This is a genomic window from Streptosporangium amethystogenes subsp. fukuiense (assembly GCF_042665875.1).
Taxonomy (GTDB): Bacteria; Actinomycetota; Actinomycetes; order Streptosporangiales; family Streptosporangiaceae; genus Streptosporangium; species Streptosporangium fukuiense.
This window is the reverse complement of the sequence record NZ_JBHTEE010000001.1, coordinates 3,859,717-3,875,268: the sequence shown is the minus strand read 5'-3', so window position 1 is coordinate 3,875,268 and position 15,552 is coordinate 3,859,717. Positions and strand designations below refer to the sequence as shown.

General features: G+C 69.7%; 15 protein-coding genes. 7 read left to right on the top strand and 8 right to left on the bottom strand.

The features are described from left to right. The first annotated feature begins 81 nt into the window (after positions 1 to 81). Positions 82 to 501, top strand: coding sequence for an ATP-binding protein (locus tag ACFQVD_RS16330; RefSeq protein WP_343968799.1), 420 nt, complete (start codon positions 82 to 84; stop codon positions 499 to 501). Continuing rightward, a complete protein-coding gene (locus tag ACFQVD_RS16325) occupies positions 498 to 716 on the top strand; it encodes a hypothetical protein (RefSeq protein WP_343968801.1) in 219 nt (72 codons plus the stop codon). Before ACFQVD_RS16330 ends, ACFQVD_RS16325 begins: the two co-directional genes overlap by 4 nt. A 130-nt stretch (positions 717 to 846) precedes the next feature. Here the strand turns inward: ACFQVD_RS16325 and ACFQVD_RS16320 are convergent, their stop codons facing one another. Genes ACFQVD_RS16320 through ACFQVD_RS16310 form a run of 3 tightly spaced genes read right to left on the bottom strand, consistent with a single transcriptional unit; the run spans position 847 to position 4,502 of the window. Then, a complete protein-coding gene (locus ACFQVD_RS16320) occupies positions 847 to 1,620 on the bottom strand; it encodes a sporulation protein (protein WP_343968803.1) in 774 nt (257 codons plus the stop codon). Between the two features lie 17 nt (positions 1,621 to 1,637). Further along, entirely contained in the window at positions 1,638 to 2,888 is a 1,251-nt protein-coding gene (locus tag ACFQVD_RS16315) for an SPFH domain-containing protein (RefSeq protein ID WP_343968805.1), read from the bottom strand. 48 nt (positions 2,889 to 2,936) lie between these two features. After that, a complete protein-coding gene (locus ACFQVD_RS16310; protein WP_343968807.1) occupies positions 2,937 to 4,502 on the bottom strand; it encodes an SPFH domain-containing protein in 1,566 nt (521 codons plus the stop codon). Between the two features lie 199 nt (positions 4,503 to 4,701). Between ACFQVD_RS16310 and uvrB the strand changes: the two genes are divergently transcribed. Together uvrB and ACFQVD_RS16300 are read left to right on the top strand one after the other, a co-directional pair. Continuing rightward, positions 4,702 to 6,813, top strand: coding sequence for an excinuclease ABC subunit UvrB (gene uvrB, locus ACFQVD_RS16305; protein ID WP_343968809.1), 2,112 nt, complete (start codon positions 4,702 to 4,704; stop codon positions 6,811 to 6,813). A 136-nt stretch (positions 6,814 to 6,949) separates the two neighbouring features. Further along, complete coding sequence (locus ACFQVD_RS16300; RefSeq protein ID WP_343968811.1) at positions 6,950 to 7,261, top strand: PadR family transcriptional regulator; 312 nt, start codon at positions 6,950 to 6,952, stop codon at positions 7,259 to 7,261. 28 nt (positions 7,262 to 7,289) lie between these two features. On the opposite strand, the gene ACFQVD_RS16295 is transcribed toward ACFQVD_RS16300, so the two are convergent. After that, entirely contained in the window at positions 7,290 to 8,039 is a 750-nt protein-coding gene (locus ACFQVD_RS16295) for a hemerythrin domain-containing protein (RefSeq protein ID WP_343968813.1), read from the bottom strand. A 222-nt stretch (positions 8,040 to 8,261) separates the two neighbouring features. Between ACFQVD_RS16295 and ACFQVD_RS16290 the strand changes: the two genes are divergently transcribed. Beyond that, the gene (locus ACFQVD_RS16290) at positions 8,262 to 9,527 is read left to right on the top strand and encodes an APC family permease (protein WP_343968815.1); all 1,266 of its coding nucleotides are present in this window, start codon (positions 8,262 to 8,264) and stop codon (positions 9,525 to 9,527) included. 45 nt (positions 9,528 to 9,572) lie between these two features. Here ACFQVD_RS16290 and ACFQVD_RS16285 read toward each other — a convergent pair whose 3' ends face one another. The 4 genes from ACFQVD_RS16285 to ACFQVD_RS16270 all read right to left on the bottom strand — a co-directional run bounded on the left by ACFQVD_RS16285 (position 9,573) and on the right by ACFQVD_RS16270 (position 13,079). Beyond that, complete coding sequence (locus ACFQVD_RS16285; protein WP_343968817.1) at positions 9,573 to 10,187, bottom strand: hypothetical protein; 615 nt, start codon at positions 10,185 to 10,187, stop codon at positions 9,573 to 9,575. Positions 10,188 to 10,239: 52 nt separating this feature from the next. Beyond that, on the bottom strand, positions 10,240 to 10,839 hold the full coding sequence (locus ACFQVD_RS16280) for a DUF4126 domain-containing protein (RefSeq protein ID WP_343968819.1): 600 nt from the start codon (positions 10,837 to 10,839) through the stop codon (positions 10,240 to 10,242). 238 nt (positions 10,840 to 11,077) lie between these two features. After that, positions 11,078 to 12,211 carry an NAD(P)H-dependent flavin oxidoreductase gene (locus ACFQVD_RS16275; protein ID WP_343968820.1) on the bottom strand — a complete coding sequence of 378 codons (1,134 nt, stop codon included), beginning with the start codon at positions 12,209 to 12,211 and terminating at the stop codon, positions 11,078 to 11,080. 70 nt (positions 12,212 to 12,281) lie between these two features. Continuing rightward, positions 12,282 to 13,079: an acyltransferase gene (locus ACFQVD_RS16270; protein ID WP_343968821.1), complete on the bottom strand. Its 798-nt coding sequence runs from the start codon at positions 13,077 to 13,079 to the stop codon at positions 12,282 to 12,284. Between the two features lie 155 nt (positions 13,080 to 13,234). On the opposite strand from ACFQVD_RS16270, the gene ACFQVD_RS16265 reads away from it, so the two are divergent. Together ACFQVD_RS16265 and ACFQVD_RS16260 are read left to right on the top strand one after the other, a co-directional pair. Further along, positions 13,235 to 14,905 (top strand): CTP synthase, encoded by a 1,671-nt coding sequence (locus ACFQVD_RS16265; RefSeq protein ID WP_343968823.1) that lies wholly within the window; start codon positions 13,235 to 13,237, stop codon positions 14,903 to 14,905. Continuing rightward, positions 14,902 to 15,549: an NUDIX hydrolase gene (locus ACFQVD_RS16260; protein ID WP_343968825.1), complete on the top strand. Its 648-nt coding sequence runs from the start codon at positions 14,902 to 14,904 to the stop codon at positions 15,547 to 15,549. Before ACFQVD_RS16265 ends, ACFQVD_RS16260 begins: the two co-directional genes overlap by 4 nt. Positions 15,550 to 15,552 lie beyond the last annotated feature (3 nt).

Genomic DNA, 15,552 nt, shown 5'->3' with positions numbered 1-15,552 from the left:
GTCGTGCGTCACAGCAAAGCGGAGACATCGTGACAGGCGTTTTTCGAGCGACTGGCACCTTGCAGGAATGGTGATGATCCAATGAGTGCCGAAGCGGTTTCCGCGCTCGGCCTGCTGGGCAGGGTCGAACTGCCCGGGGTGGCCGGGTCGATCTGTACGGCCCGGCGATATGTCAGAGGCGTGCTGAGGAGATCAGGTCAGCGGGATACCTACGACGCGGAGCTTCTGGTCAGTGAACTCGTGTCGAACGCGGTGCGGCATTCGGAGTCGGGACGCGCCGGCGGGCTGGTGACGGTCGCGGTGGCGAACTGCGGGGAGAGCGTCCAGATAGCGGTGACCGACAGCGGGTCCGCCACCTGTGCCCCCAGGATTCCGCCCGGGCAGGACGAGGGCGCGGAGGGCGGCCGTGGGCTCTGGCTGGTTCGCGAGCTGTCCCTGTCGTGGGGTTGGCACGAGGGCGCGGCGGGCCGGATCGTCTGGTTCCGACTGGCGCGACGATGACCGGGGGACCGGGGGAGATCGCCATTCTGGTCGCCAGGTACGGCAGGGACTGGCTCATCTCCGAGACGGCCGGCGGCTACCGTGCCATACGCAGGCACACCCTGTCCGAGGAGCTCCTCGGCGGGGATGACCTGCTCAACGTGATGTGCACGGAAACCCTCGGCGAAATGGCACGCCGCCTGGCGGCCGAGAGGAAGCGCGGGAATCGCCTCTGAAAGTAGGCCGTCTGAAACGCGAAACGGCCGCGCCCCGATGACGGGGCACGGCCGTGTGTGAGAGGTCAGAATCAGCCGTGTTTCTGGGCCATGGCCCCGATGGTGGGGGCCCGGCCGTGTGTGTGAGAGGTCAGAACCAGCCGCGCTTCTGGGCCATGGCCTGGAGGCCGCCGCGCAGCGACTGCTCGACCTGGCCCGGGTGGTCGTTGTAGTGGATGGTGAAGCGGCTGTAGCTGTCGTGGCTGGAGGACAGGAAACCGCCGCGCTTGTCGGCCTCCAGGATGACGTCCATCGCCTGGGGGCCGGCGATGAAGGTCAGCTCCAGCTCGTTGAAGTGGCGGTGGTACTCGCCGCCCGCGTAGTACTCGATCTCCTGGAAGAACGGCATCCGCGAGCCGTGCAGGGTGCCCCGCTCCAGGTCGGCCTTCTTGAAGCGGAAGCCCATCCGGTCCAGCGCGCCGAGCAGGTGGTCCTGGGCGGGCAGCGGGTTGACGAACAGCGGGTCGAGGTCGCCCTTGTCGAGCGCGCCGGCCAGGGCGAGCTCGGTGGAGACGCCGAGCTGCATGCCGCGCAGCGGGTGGCCGCCGATGGCGCTGATCGGGGTCTCCCAGGGGACCTGGATCTGGAAGGGGGCCGACTGCGGGGCGCCCGCGGCCAGGTGGAACGGCCCGGTGATCTGCTGGCGCAGGAAGCTGTAGGTCGACTTGTACTCGTTGTCGCCGCTCTCGACCTCGACGACCGCGGTGAAGTCGATGAAGATGCCCTCGACCCGGTAGTCGGAGCCGCCGCCGCGGAAGTTGACCTGCCCGCGCAGGACCTCGCCGGGCCGTACGTGCGAGTTCTGCAGGACCGTGTCGACCTCGACACCCGCCCCGAACGCGGCCATCAGCTTACGGAACACCATCTTGACTCCAGGTTTTCTCAGGGGATTTGGTTCGGCGGGGCGACCTGGCCGTTGCCGCCGCCCAACTGGGGCAGGAGCTGGGCCAGAAGCAGGGTGGACAGTGCGGAGGTGTCGCCGGAGGCGCCGGTGGTGCGGACGACGACGGGACGAGGTGCGCTCTCCGCGAGTTTGGCGCCCACGTCGAGCCTGCGGCGGGCCAGCTCGTACTGGAGCACGGCGCGGTTGTCACGATAGGAGTCGGCCAGCCTGCGCAGCCCCTTCGCCTCGTTCTCGGCGGAGGTGAGCTCGGCCCGGCCCCTGGCCTCGATCTCCCAGCGCACCCGCTGCGCCTCGGTCTCGTGCTCCTCCAGCATGCGGGCGACGTCCTTACGCGCCGTGTTGGCGGCGGCGCGCACCTCGACGATACGCGCGTCCCGCGTCTTCTTGGCGCGTTCGATCTCCATCAGCAGGGTGTCGATCCTGCGCTTGCGGGTGAGCTCCCACTCGCGCTCGAAGGCCGACAGCTCCTTGGCGACCTTCTCCCGGGTGGCCAGGTGCTGCTGGTACTGGTCGGGCAGCTGCACGTCGGGGATGTTGGCGCCGGTGATCCGCACGCCGTACCGGCCGAGCTGGCGGGTGAGGAGTTCCTGCATGTCGCCGACGTCGGAGCCGCGCAGGTCGTAGGCGCGTTCGGTCCGCACCAGGCGGCTGCGCTGGCGGATGGCGTCCTGTACGGCGCTGCTGAGCACCAGGTCGAAGTTGCCGGCGCCGATCGTACGGACGAAGGCCACCGGGTCGACGATGCGGAACTTCAGGAAGAACTCGATCGACTTGAGCGGGACGTTCTCCGCGGTCGGGCAGGCCACGATCGGCGCGGAGTAGGGGATCTCGGTGGAGGTGTCCACCACCGCGTCCACCCGGTCCCACGGCAGCCACAGGTAGTGGCGGCCGGGAGGCAGCGTGCCGACGATCGCGCCCCACCGGCTGCGCACGCCGGTGGTGCCCTCCTCGATCTCGATGATCGCCCGGCGCCAGAGCCAGATCAGCGCCACCACCAGGAAGAACACCGCGCCGACCGCGGCCAGCAGGGAGAACACCCCGTCGGCCAGCGCGGCGGTGCCCGCCAGGTAGAGGGCGAAGAACAGCAGCGTCACCCAGGCGAAGCCGCGCCGGTCCTTGGGGATCACCACCGGGACCAGCTGGCCCGACTCGCCGCCGCGCAGCAGCTGGCGGATCTCCGACCAGGAGGCCAGAGATTCCTTGATCTTGGAGAATTCTCCGTTGCTCACTGGGTCCTCACCGCTCCTCGTTCGCCTCGTGGTCCGTTCCGGTGCACGTCAGTCCTCGTCTCGTACCGGAGCGGCGACGTCGGCGGGGGGATTGAGCAGGGCGGTGATCTCCGCCCCGCGCTCCTCGACGCGGCCGCCGATCTCGGCCATCCGGGCCCTGATCGCGGCCATGTCCGCCTCGGAGAACAGCTGTGCCTCGCGGCTGCCGACCAGCTGCCTGGCCAGCGCGAGCAGGTCGAGGTCGACGTCCTCGCCGACCTGCACCAGGCGCGGCAGGTGCGAGGCGACGGACTCCAGCTTGTCGAGCAGGTCCTGCTGGAACCGGTAGTCGAGGATCTCCGGCGCCTCGGCGGCGCTCAGCGCGCGGATGTCCAGCGCCTGGGCCTCCAGCAGCGCCGCGTTGGCCTTGGCGGTGGACTCCGCCTCCACCAGCCGCTGGCTCGCCTGGGCCTTCGCCTGGTGCGAGGCGCGTTCCAGCGCGGTGTCCATCCGGGCCTGGTATCCGGCGATCTCGGCGTGGATGGCCGACAGCTGCTCCTGCAGCCCGGCCAGCTCCTTGATCAGGTCACCCTCGTTCTGCTCCTTGCGCAGCTGGAGCTCGTACTCGTAGGTGTACGCCTCCTTCGCGACCCTGATCATCTCGGGGGCGGCGAGGTCCATCCGGTACTCCTGGCTGGACGGCTCGGCGTGCGTGATGTTGACGTCGGTGAGCCGTACGGCGGGCAGGAACTGCTGGTTGAGGTTGTCCAGCATGCCCATCGTGCTCTCGCCGACCAGGTCGTAGATCTCCTCGGCGCGCTGGGAGTAGATCAGCGAGCGGGTGACCTCGCTGATGGCGTTCTGCAGCTTGGCCTGGAAGCCGCTGACCGAGCCGAGCACGAAGATGAACTCGGCCGGGTCCTCGATCCGGAACTGCAGGAACAGGTCGACGCTGGCCTTGACGCCCTGCTGGGTGGGAGCCTCGCGGATGGGCGCGTTGAAGGGGTACTCGCGGGTGGTGTTGACGATGTAGCTGACCCGCTTCCACGGGTTGAACAGCGTCACCCGGCCCGGCTCGGCGATCTGCACGAGCTTGCCGAACTTGGTGATCAGGGCCTTGCAGCCCTCGGGCACCATGACCACGCTCCTGCGCCACCACAGGAACACCGCGGCCAGCACCAGCACGGCCCAGTAGTGCGGGCCGAACAGCACCCGTGCCCCGTCCGGGAGGCCGGTGGCGACCAGCCCGACCAGGCCGAGGCCGGCCAGCACCACCAGCGGGATGATCACCTTGGCGGCACCGCTCTTGGGGATGACCACGGGGGAGATGACGTGGACGGACTCGCCGTGCTGGCCCTTGCCGCCGAAGCTCCGGTTGACGATCTCGCCCGCCTCGTTGAGCGGCGCGCTGCGGGCCTCGATGACCGTGCCCGGGGAGGCGCCCTGGTCACGGGCGGCCGCGAAGTCGGAGGGGTTGAGCGCGAAGCCCGCGTTCCCCGAGCCTCCGGAGTCACCCGGTCCACCGTTGGGCTGCCCTGTCATCTGGCCCGCGAACTGTCCGACGGCCTGCCCGACCACCTGGCGCATGTCGCCGCCCTGCCCTATCGTCTGGGCCGCGGCCCTCGCGTACTGCATGGCTTCTCTTGGCCGGGACATCACACCTCCGAGGTAGTCGTATGTCGAAAGCTCGATATATCACGCTTTGTGAGCGCAGGCACGTCGACCAGTAAAGGGGACCTCGCTTGCGGTTCACTTGCTTCGCGGTTAATCCGGGTGCCCCGGTGAGGGACCGTACGGAGAAGGATTGTCGGTCACGCCGCCTACAGTGGAACAGGTGAGGCCGGTAACAGATTTGCAGCGCAAGGTGGCCCCCTTCGAGGTCGTCACCGACATGACCCCTTCGGGCGACCAGCCCACCGCGATCGCCGAGCTCGAACGGCGCGTCAAGGCGGGTGACAAGGACAACGTCCTGCTGGGCGCCACGGGTACGGGCAAGACCGCCACGGTCGCCTGGCTGATCGAGCGCCTCCAGCGACCCACCCTGGTCATCCAGCCCAACAAGACGCTCGCCGCCCAGTTCGCCAACGAGCTGCGCGAGATGATGCCCAACAACGCGGTCGAGTACTTCGTCTCCTACTACGACTACTACCAGCCCGAGGCGTACGTCCCGCAGAGCGACACCTACATCGAGAAGGACTCCTCGATCAACGAGGAGGTCGAGCGGCTGCGCCACTCGGCGACCAACTCGCTGCTGACCCGCCGCGACACGATCGTGGTCGCCTCGGTCTCGTGCATCTACGGCCTGGGCACCCCGCAGGAGTACGTCGACCGGATGGTCAGGCTCAAGGTCGGCCAGGAGATCGAGCGCGACAGTCTGCTGCGCCGCCTCGTCGACATGCAGTACACCCGCAACGACCTGGCCTTCACCCGGGGCACCTTCCGGGTGCGCGGCGACACCGTCGAGATCATTCCCAAGTACGAGGAGCTCGCCGTCCGGATCGAGATGTTCGGTGACGAGATCGAGAAGCTCTCCACCATGCATCCGCTGACCGGCGAAGTGATCACCGAGGACACCGAGCTCTACATCTTCCCGGCCTCGCACTACGTCGCGGGCGCCGAGCGGATGGAGAAGGCCATCCGGGGCATCGAGGCCGAGCTGGCCGAGTCCCTGGAGACCATGGAGCGCCAGGGCAAGCTCCTTGAGGCCCAGCGGCTGCGCATGCGCACCACCTACGACCTGGAGATGATGCGCCAGATCGGCAGCTGTTCCGGCATCGAGAACTACTCGCGGCACATGGACGACCGCGAGCCGGGCAGCGCGCCCAACACCCTGCTCGACTACTTCCCCGAGGACTTCCTGCTGGTCCTGGACGAGTCCCACCAGACCGTCCCGCAGATCGGCGCGATGTACGAGGGGGACGCCTCCCGCAAGCGCACCCTCGTCGACCACGGCTTCCGCCTGCCGTCCGCGATGGACAACCGCCCGCTGAAGTGGGAGGAGTTCCTGGAGCGGATCGGCCAGACGGTCTACCTGTCGGCCACCCCCGGCCCCTATGAGCTGGGCCGCTCCAAGGGCGACGTGGTCGAGCAGGTCATCCGGCCGACCGGCCTGATCGACCCCGAGGTGATCGTCAAGCCGACCAAGTCGCAGATCGACGACCTGATCCACGAGATCCGCACCCGCACCGAGAAGGACGAGCGGGTCCTGGTCACCACGCTGACCAAGAAGATGTCCGAGGACCTCACCGACTACCTGCTCGAACTCGGCATCCGGGTCCGCTACCTGCACAGCGAGGTCGACACCCTGCGCCGCATCGAGCTGTTGCGCGAGCTGCGGATGGGCGAGTTCGACGTGCTGGTCGGCATCAACCTGCTCCGCGAGGGCCTCGACCTGCCCGAGGTGTCGCTGGTGGCCATCCTCGACGCCGACAAGGAGGGCTTCCTCCGTTCGGAGACCTCCCTGATCCAGACCATCGGCCGCGCGGCCAGAAACGTCTCCGGCCAGGTGCACATGTACGCCGACCGGATCACCCCCTCCATGGAACGGGCGATCGACGAGACCAACCGCCGCCGGGCCAAGCAGATCGCCTACAACGAGGCCAACGGCATCGACCCGCAGCCGCTCCGCAAGAAGATCGCCGACATCCTCGACTCGCTCAGCCGGGAGGACGCCGACACCGCCCAGCTGCTCGGTGGCAGCGGCCGCCAGCAGTCGCGCGGCAAGGCACCCGTCCCCGGTTTCGCGGTCAAGCAGGCGGGCCAGCACGCCAGGGCGATCGCCGGAGAGATGCCCAGGGCCCAGCTGGAGGCGCTGATGGAGTCGCTCACCGAGCAGATGCACCAGGCCGCCGCCGACCTGCAGTTCGAGGTCGCCGCCCGGCTCCGTGACGAGATCAAGGAGCTCAAGCGAGAGGTCCGCGACATGCGCGAGGCCGGGGTCTCCTGACTCACCCGTGGCCGAGGTGGCGTGCACGCGTCCCTCGACCACGGAACCACCGGTGGCTCACCGCGAGGGCGGCTATCGGTATCGTCATTTCTCTGTCACCGAACGTTCACCGGTGACGCGGAAGGCAGGGGGGCGCATGCGGGAGTTTCTGCGTGGTGCGGTGCGGCTGCACATCCTGCACCACGCGGCCGAACAGGATATCCACGGTGCCTGGATGGCAGAGGAGCTGAAGCGGCACGGATATGCGATCAGCCCTGGCACGCTGTATCCGACCCTGCATCGGCTGGAGGCGGACGGGTTGCTGACCTCTGAGCAGCGCACCGTCGAGGGGCGGGTGCGCCGGGTGTATCGCGCGACCCAGGCGGGACGCGCCGCTCTCACCCAGGACCGGGCCGCGCTGGCCGAGTTGGCCCGCGAACTCCTCACCGAGGCCGAGTGGCGGTCCTAGACCACAGGGACGACTGCCGGCACGGGTTTCACACCCGCGGGGTGAACCGGGCCAGGTCGTAGATCCCGAGAGCCTTTTCGATGTCGGCGACCTGGCCGACCACGCCGGTGAACCCGCTCTGGCCGAAGCGGCGGTGCTCCTCGTCCTCGAAGGTCTCTCCCAACCGGAGGAACTCCTTGGCGGGGACGACGTCGCGGAAGACGGGGAAGACGACGGTGTCCTCGCGGGCCTCGTGCGGCTCGTACATCCGGATGAAGGCGGCCATGGCGGCGACCAGTTCGCGGCGATCCCCCGTTCGCGGTGTGGCCGATGCGCCGGTGGCCCGCAGGATGCGGTCGGTCAGGACGCGACCTCTCTGATGCTGAAGCAGTAGAACCGAGACGGTGTCGGTGAGCTTGCCGGCCTCGCGCAGCCGCGGGAACACGTACTGCTCTTCCAGATGCTCGTGGTAGTCCTGGATGAAGTCGCGGATGATGCGCGCCCCGGCGTTCAGCGGCTGAGCCGGCACCGGCTCGCCGCCCTCGATCCGCCGGATCCCCTCCCGGTAGATCAGCAGGACGCGTTTGAGCACCCCGTGTTCACGCATGAGATCTTCCGGTGGTGTCACCGGCGCCTCCTGCTCCTGGGCGGCGGATCCCGACGCGGATGGGGACGCCCCGGCTTCGACCGGGCTCACCGAGCCGCCGCAGGCGGCAAGGGGGAGACCTCCCGCCATGGCGGCGGCGGACAGTCCCAGTAGGTCACGTCGGCGCACCTCGGGCGACTGCGAGCTTCCCATCGGGCCCCCCTTTTTTCTGGCCGCTGTCCCACCGTCCCTGCCTCCGGGTCATTCCCGTGGGGCAGGGCCTCACGCGACGGCCTTGGCAATGCTCCCGTCGACTGCGCACATCGCGGTCACGGCTTTGCCGGCCGGTTCCGGGGTGGGGGGATTCCTGCACGGCTCGACTCGATATCGTGAACCGATATCGAGTTTCGTTTTATGTCGGACGGAGCGTGTGCCATGGCGGAGGTATCGGCCGGAGCCGGGCAGCAACGGCTGGAGCGTCGCCTGGGTCTGGGAGACGCGGTGGTGATCGGCCTGGGCGCGATGATCGGAGCCGGGGTCTTCGCCGCACCGGCCCCCGCGGCCGCCGCGGCCGGATCGGGACTGCTGCTGGGGCTGGCGCTCGCGGCGGCGGTGGCCTACTGCAACGCCACCTCCTCGGCACGGCTGGCGGCGCGCTACCCCGCCTCCGGCGGCACCTACCTGTACGGCCGGATGCGCCTGGGCCCCTTCTGGGGGTACCTGGCGGGGTGGAGCTTCGTGGTCGGCAAGACCGCCTCCTGCGCGGCGATGGCCCTGACCGTGGGCCTCTACCTGTGGCCGGGACACCAGCGGGAGGTGGCCGTGGCCGCCGTGGCGATGTTGACCGCGCTGAACTACACCGGGGTGCGAAAGGCCGCGTGGCTGACCCGCACCATCGTCGTGGTCGTGCTGGCCGTGTTGACCGCCGTGGTGGCGGCGGGCCTGACGAGCGGGCCTGCGCGGCCCGTCCTGCCGGACATCGTCTCCGAGGCCGGCGCGGGCGGGGTGTTGCAGGCCGCGGGCCTGCTGTTCTTCGCCTTCGCCGGATACGCCCGCATCGCCACCCTGGGTGAGGAGGTGCGGGATCCCGCTCGCACCATTCCCCGGGCGATCTCCATCTCGCTGGGCGTCACCCTGGTCGTCTACGTCTGCGTGGCCGTCACCGCCCTGGCCGTCCTCGGCCCCCGGCGCCTTGCCGAGAGCTCCGCGCCACTGGCCGAGGTGGTCGCCGCCGCGGGCCTGCCGGCCCTGGGCCCGGTCGTCCGCGCCGGTGCCGCGGTCGCGGCTCTGGGTTCGCTGCTCGCGCTGATCCTCGGGGTTTCCCGCACCACCATGGCCATGGCCAGGGACCGGTACCTGCCGCCCGCCCTGGCCGCCGTTCACCCGCGCTTCAAGGTGCCGCACCGGGCGGAACTCGCCGTCGGCGTCATCGTCGTCGTACTCGTGCTGACCACCGACCTGCGCGGCGCGATCGGGTTCTCCTCCTTCGGCGTCCTGGTGTACTACGCCATCGCCAACGCCTCCGCCTGGACCCTGCCCCCCGGTGAAGGCCGCCCGCCCCGGGCCGTTCCCGTGCTCGGACTGGCCGGTTGCGTCGCGCTGGCCTTCAGCCTCCCGCCGATGGCGGTGCTCACCGGCGGCGCGGTCCTGGTGATCGGGGCCGTTCTGTACGGGGCACGCCAGAGGCTGAGCCGCCGCTGACCCCACCCGGGGTCTCCGCCGCGAGCGGCGACGGCGCGCGCGGGGTCAGCGGAGGTCGTCGGGGAGGGAGCGGTTGATCGTGGTGCGTTTGTAGAGCTCGTCGATCTGGTCCAGCGGGTCGGGGGCCCGGCGGCGGGCCTCGATCTCCAGGTCGGTGCGGTCCTGGATCTGGTCGATGCCCCCGGCCGAGTGCGCCATCTGGTCGTTGCGCAGGTCGGCCCTGATCCGGGCGCAGGACGTGGTCAGCTTGGCGTGGTGCTCGCGCAGGCGGCCCAGCGCCGTGTGGTCGATGTAGGGCGAGACCCGCCGCTCCTGGGCGTAGTGGGCGAGCTGGGCGTCGAGCTGCTCGGCGTGCGTCGCGATCTCTCCCACCAGCTGGGGCAGATCGCCCAGTCCCCAGCCGTCGCGCAGCGCGTGGTCCACCGCCTGGCGGGTCAGGGAGACCTCGCGCCGCAGGTCGAGACGCATCCGTTCGGTCTCCGCGGCGTCACCGGTGCCCATCGCGGCCATGTGGGAGGCGACCCGGGTGGAGACGCTCTTGGCCTTCTTCGTGGCCTTCTTGCCGACCTTGACCAGCAGATAGATCCCGACTGCTCCCAGGAGAAGGAAGAACAGCAGGATCACCAGCAGGATCATGAGGAATTCGCCGATCGGAACCACCTCCCCACGGGGGTTGGACGAGATGTTTAGAGCATAGTCCGCGAGCGCGGTCTCATCGCAGGCTCGGGCCGGTCACCCGGCTCCGCCTCCGTCGCCGTATTCCGCGAATCGCCCACCAGGCGAGCAGCGCCAGCCCCGCCACCACCAGGACGACCAGGACGGGCAGGAAGATCGCCACCAGGCTGATGCCCAGTGCCCCGGCGTCCTCGACGGTGCTGACCACGGGCGCGCCCACCCCGGCCGTGGTGGCGTTCACCACGGGCCTGGCGGTCGTCTTCATGACGTGCACGGCCAGCGCGATCCCGATGCCCAGCACCCAGCTGAGCCAGGGGTTGTGGCTCATCCAGGTCGAGCCGTCCAGCCGGGCCGCGGCCTCGGTGGCGCTGAAGACGACACCGCCGGAGGCCGGGCGGACGACGGTCTGGATCATGTCGTTGACGCTGTCGACCACCGGGACCTTGTCGAACACGAACTCCGCCAGGAGCAGCACGCCGATGATCCCGAGCACCCAGCCGTTGGCGAGCCAGGCGAACTCCTGTGGCAGCCGTACCTGGTCGGTGAAGTTGGCGAGCAGACCGACCACCAGCAGCGGGATGTAGGCGTTGAGCCCGGCCGCGGTGGAGAGCCCAAGGCCCGTCAGTGCCGCGAGCATCGCACCTCCATTGTCCTCTCTGCCCCCTCCAACGTCTCACGGCGGCTGATCGATCCCGCTCGGTTCCCTCTCCGGGTATCGCTCCGGTCTCGGTGGCCGCCCCGGGGAGCCGGAGGGGTCCCGGGTGACCAGGGGATACGGAAAGAGCCCATCGGGCGTCACCGAGGCCGAGAAATCCACCGAAACCGGGGGCGCGCCGAAACAGCTGGAACAGCAGGAACCCGAGGAGGGGAGCCGGTCAGGTGCCGGTGAGGCGGTCGAGGCGCTCGACCGCGGCGGCGAACTCCTCGATCATGTCGTGGACCACCCGGCGGGCCGGTCTGATCTGGTTCATCTGTCCGACGACCTGCCCGACGAAGTAGGTGGCGAGCTCCCCGGCGCCGGGGGAGCCGCTCTCGGCGGCCCTGCCGATCCTGGCCATCGCGCCCTCGGCGAGGAGCATCTGCAGCGGCATCGGCAGCGCGCCCGGGCTCTCCGGGGCCCCGTCCCACTCGTCGGTCCAGGCGGATCTCAGCTGCCGGGCGGGCTTGCCGGTGCGCGACCGGGACCGCACGGTGTCGGAGGAGGTGGCGGCCAGCATCTTCTGCTTGACCAGGGGCAGGGTCTCGGCCTCCTCGGTGGTCAGCCAGACCGAACCGCACCACACCCCCTCGGCGCCCAGCGCGAGCGCGGCGGCCATCTGGCGGCCTCCCGCGATGCCGCCGGCCGCCAGCACCGGGACGTCCACCGCGTCCACGACCTGGGGGACGAGCACCATCGTGGAGATCTCGCCGGTGTGGCCACCCGCCTCGGAGCCCTGGGCCACGATCACGTCGGCTCCGGCGGCGACCTGGCGGCGGGCGTGCTCGACGGTACCGACCAGCGCCGCGACCGGCACCCCGGCCTGCCTGGCCTTTGCCGTCATCTCCGGCGGAGGCGGGCCGAGCGCGCTGGCGATGAGGCCGATCGGGTGTTTGAGGGCCACGTCGATCAGCCCGGTGGCGCCCTCGGCGGTCACCCGGCGGCCCATCTCGTCGGCGCGGCCGGCCGTGGCGCGGGTGAACGCCTCGGCCCCGCCCACGCCGTACTTGCCGAGCAGGTGTGCCACGAAGTCGCGGTGCCGCTGGGGGATGTGGTCGGTGAGGCTGGTGTTCCGGCTGGCGGCCGAGGCGTCGATCTTGCCGGGAACGAGCACGTCCACCCCGTACGGGCGGCCGCCGACGTGTTCGTCGATCCAGCTCAGTTCGGTGTCGAGCTGCCCGGGGGAGTAGGCGACGGCGCCGAGCACGCCGAACCCGCCCGCGTTGGTCACCGCGGCGACCACGTCGCGGCAGTGGCTGAAGGCGAAGAGCGGGAACTCGACGCCGAATCTCTCACAGATCGTGGTCCGCATGAGGTGACCGTAAGTCACAGAACCTTGTTCGGTCCAGTGTCGTGACCGGGTACGGAACCGTGCGGTCGACCTACGCCGGGGAAGGCGGTACGGCCGGTCCGGCCAGGGCGCCGGTCGGCTCCGCGGCCTCGCCCTCCGGGCCGCCGGAGGTCTCCGGGCCGTCAGGAGTCTCCGGGCCGCCGGAGGTCTCCGGGCGGTGGGGAGTCTCCGGGGCGGGAGGCTCCGCGCCGCCGAGGTGGGGTGGCAGCCAGCCTTCGCCGGGCACGTAGTGGCGTACCACCTTGGCGGGGATGCCCGCGATCACACTGTGGTCGGGGAACTCCCCGCGCACCACGGCCCCGCCGGCCACCACGCACTGCCTGCCGATCCGGGTGCCCGGCAGGATGATCGCACCGGTGCCCAGCCATGATCCCGACCCGATGGAGACGGGGTTGTTGCGCGGCCACTGGCGGCCGATCGGCATCTCGGGGTCGTCGTAGACATGGTTCTGGTCGGTGATGTAGACGTACGGGCCGGTGAAGACGTGGTCGCCGATGTCTATCGACTGGTGGCCCACGATGTGGCTGCCCCGGCCGATGGAGCAGCTTCCGCCGATCCGTACGATCGAGTTCGGGCCCAGGTCCACCCCGGGGCCCATGCCCGCGGAGATGGAGACCCGCTCGCCGACCAGGGTGTGGTCGCCGATCTCGATCCAGGCCTCGCCGAAGACGGCCCCGACCGGGAACGACAGGCAGGCGCCCTCGCCGAGGCGCCGGAACCGGTATCCGGCGGGACTGGCGGGGCTGACGGTGCCGGCCGCGCGGATCGCCGCCCAGAGTCGGTGGATCAGGCTGCCCGCGGCACGCCGTACCACCCCACGAAGTGACATAACGGATCAAGTTACTGCTTGGTTAGGTTTGGTAGGAATGCGGGTGGGGGTTGTTCGGGCACTTCGCCGGTACCGTTTGATATTCTGAGAGCCCGTGGACCTGTAGGCCATTCACAAGGGTGTGCCGACTGATCTTCAACACCACGGGAGCCTTCTTGCGCAGCGCCGCACACACCAAGCATCTGTTCGTCACAGGCGGCGTCGCCTCCAGTCTGGGTAAGGGACTGACGGCGTCAAGCCTCGGCCGTCTTCTCAAGCTGCGCGGCCTGCGGGTCACCATGCAGAAGCTCGACCCCTATCTCAATGTCGACCCCGGCACCATGAATCCGTTCCAGCACGGCGAGGTCTTCGTCACGGACGACGGCGCCGAGACCGACCTCGACGTCGGCCACTACGAGCGGTTCCTCGACACCGAACTGCACGGCTCGGCGAACGTGACCACCGGTCAGGTCTACTCCAACGTCATCGCCAAGGAGCGACGCGGCGAGTATCTCGGTGACACCGTGCAGGTCATCCCGCACATCACCAACGAGATCAAGGACCGCATCCGGTCGATGGCCGGTCCCGACGTGGACGTGGTCATCACCGAGGTCGGCGGCACCGTGGGCGACATCGAGTCGCTGCCCTTCCTGGAGGCCGTCCGCCAGGTCCGCCACGAGGTCGGCCGCGACAACGTGTTCTTCCTGCACGTCTCGCTGCTGCCGTACATCGGGCCGAGCGGAGAGCTGAAGACCAAGCCGACCCAGCACTCGGTCGCCGCGCTGCGCAGCATCGGCATCCAGCCCGACGCGATCGTGCTGCGCTCCGACCGTCCGGTCACGAACGCGATCAAGCGCAAGATCAGCCTCATGTGCGACGTCGACGAGGACGCGGTCGTCTCCGCCGCCGACGCCGCCAGCATCTACGACATCCCCAAGGTGCTGCACGCGGAAGGCCTGGACGCCTACGTGGTGCGCCGCCTCGGCCTGCCCTTCAGGGACGTCGACTGGAAGGAGTGGGAGCAGCTCCTGCGCCGGGTGCACCGCCCGGCCAACGAGGTCACGATCGCGCTCGTCGGCAAGTACATCGACCTGCCCGACGCCTACCTGTCGGTCACCGAGGCGCTGCGCGCGGGCGGTTTCGCCAACGACGCCCGCGTCAACATCCGCTGGGTGAAGAGCGACGACTGCGAGACCCCCGAGGGGGCGGCCCGCGAGCTCGACGGCGTCGACGGCGTCCTGGTCCCCGGCGGCTTCGGGGTGCGCGGCATCGAGGGCAAGGTCGGCGCGATCCGGCACGTCAGGGAGAACAAGATCCCGTTGCTCGGCATCTGCCTCGGCATGCAGTGCATGGTCATCGAGGCGGCCCGCAACCTCGCGGACATCGAGGACGCCGGCAGCACCGAGTTCGACGAGGAGACCACCCACCCGGTCATCTCCACCATGGCCGACCAGCAGGACGTCGTCTCCGGCGAGCGCGACATGGGCGGCACCATGCGGCTGGGCCTCTATCCGGCCAGGCTCGGTGAGGGCACCCTGGCCCGCCAGCTGTACGGCATGGCGAAGGTCGACGAGCGTCACCGCCACCGCTACGAGGTCAACAACTCCTACCGCGAGCAGCTGGAGAAGGTCGGCATGGTCTTCTCGGGTCTCTCGCCGGACGGCCGCCTGGTGGAGTACGCCGAGCTGCCCACCGATCTCCACCCCTTCTTCATCGGCACCCAGGCGCACCCCGAGTTCCGCTCCCGGCCGACCCGCGCGCATCCGCTGTTCAAGGGCCTGATCGGCGCCGCCCTGGCGTACGCGGAGACCCGTGGCAGCGTCGCCAAGGCCGGGCGGGGCAAGTGAGCGACACGCGAGAGGGACGGAGCGAGGGCGTCCTGGAGGTCCTGGACGTTCCCGAGGAGTGGAAGGTCACCTCCTCCACCGAGCACTTCCGCGCCCGGGTCATCACCGCCGTCACCGACGCGGTGGTCATGCCGGAGGGCGAGGTCGTCAACCGTGACTACGTGGTCCACCCCGGCTCCGTGGTCGTCGTCGCCCTCGACGACCGGGAGCGGGTCCTGATGATCCGCCAGTACCGCCACCCCGTCAGGCGGCTGCTGTGGGAACTGCCCGCGGGGCTGCGCGACGTCCGCGGAGAGTCCCTGCAGGCGGGGGCGGCCCGCGAGCTCGCCGAGGAGGCGGGCTACCGGGCGGACACCTGGCACACCCTCGTCGACGCCTTCACCTCGCCGGGAATGACCGACGAGCGCACCCGGATCTTCCTTGCCAGGGACGTCGCCCCCATTCCCGAGGGGGAGCTGGACTTCGTCCACCGGCACGAGGAGGCCGACATGCCGGTGGTCTGGATTCCCCTGTCCGACGCGGTTCGGCGTGCCATGGCGGGAATGATCCACAATTCCCAAGCCGTGGCCGGTATTCTCGCCGCATACGCCGCTTCGGCGGATGGATTCGCCTCGCTGCGGCCCGCCGACGCACCGGAGGCATGACAG